We start from the raw sequence: 1,401 nt of genomic DNA on the forward strand, positions 1-1,401 counted from the left end.
GGCTCGCGAGTCGGTCGAGGACGTGTGGGGGTTCACGGTCCCCGACGAGCCGGGGCTGACGAACGTCGAGATCTCCCACGAGGCCGGCGACTCGGTCCACGGGCTGTACGTGATGGGCGAGAACCCGATCATGAGCGAGCCCGACGGGAACCGCGTCGAGGAGCGCCTCCAGGAGTTGGAGTTCCTCGTCGCGCAGGACATCTTCATGACGGAGACGGCGAAGTACGCCGACGTGGTGCTCCCGGCGACGACGTGGGCGGAGCGAGGCGGCACCGTCACGAACACCGACCGTCGCGTCCAGCGGATGCGGCCGGTCCAGAAGGTCCACGAGAACACGGAACACGACCTCGAGATACTGATGGAGGTCGGCAGTCGGCTGTTCGGCGAGGAGGGGTTCCGATTCGACGGACCGGAGGCCGTCTTCGAGGAACTCCGGCAGGTCTGTCCGAGCTACCACGGCATGACCTACGACCGGCTCGGCGAAACGGGGATCCAGTGGCCCTGTTACGAGCCGGGCGACGAAGGGGACCGGTTCCTCTACGAGGACTCCTTCGAGACGGAGAACGGGCTCGGAAAGATCGAGGGCGTCCGCCACCAGCCGCCGGCGGAGACGCCCGACGAGGAGTATCCGCTCATCCTCACGACCGCCCGCCTCGAGGAACACTACAACACGGGGACGATGAGCAGGCGGTCGCCGACGCTGTCGCGCCAGCACCCGGAGAACTTCGTCGACGTCCACCCGAACGACGCCGCCCACTACGGCATCGAGGACGGCGACGAGGTGACGCTGCGGTCCCGGCGCGGAGCCATCGACGTTCGCGCCAACGTGACCGAGGCGATCAAGGAGGGCGTCGTGTGGACGACGCCGCATTTCGCGGCCGCCTCCGCGAACCGGCTGACCAACGACGTGCTCGACGAGCGCGCGAAGATCCCCGAGTACAAGGCGGCGGCGGCCGAGATCGCCGTGAACGTCGACGCCGAGTCCGGCGGCGCCGAACCGGCCGACGACTAGCGGTCCGTCGCGGTTTTTCCGTCGAGGATGCCGCCCGCGATTGTCAGTGGGTCTACCGCCTCGACCCATCAGACGCCGGCAACCTCACGTGAGCGAGACAGGTTGGCCCGACGGCCGTCGAGAATAGTCACCGGTGCTACCAGTTGCTCGCCCGAAGTCGGCCGGATAATGCGAGTCAGTAATTACCTGAGATAGTATTTCCCGTGTACTATCCCGAATTATGCTTAACCTTTATATAATCTTAGGCTATCTACCCAGTCGCATGGCAACTAGTGACAGCCCTAGCGGAGACGGGGAGACATCGGACAGTAATGTCAGAAATAATAAGGGAGTTGCGGACGAGACGTGGAAGCGCCGGAAAGTAATGAAGGCCGGCGCGGCAGCGAGTA

At 64.9% G+C, this 1,401-nt stretch carries 1 protein-coding gene; it reads left to right on the top strand.

The window, feature by feature from the left end; all coding sequences use genetic code 11:
- Positions 1–1,012, top strand: a 1,012-nt coding sequence (locus AN233_RS04150) for a molybdopterin oxidoreductase family protein (protein ID WP_176696638.1), incomplete at its 5' end; no start/stop codon positions are given.
- Positions 1,013–1,401 lie beyond the last annotated feature (389 nt).

The sequence above is a fragment of the Haloparvum sedimenti genome (assembly GCF_001462205.1).
In the GTDB taxonomy this organism is placed as follows: Archaea; Halobacteriota; Halobacteria; order Halobacteriales; family Haloferacaceae; genus Haloparvum; species Haloparvum sedimenti.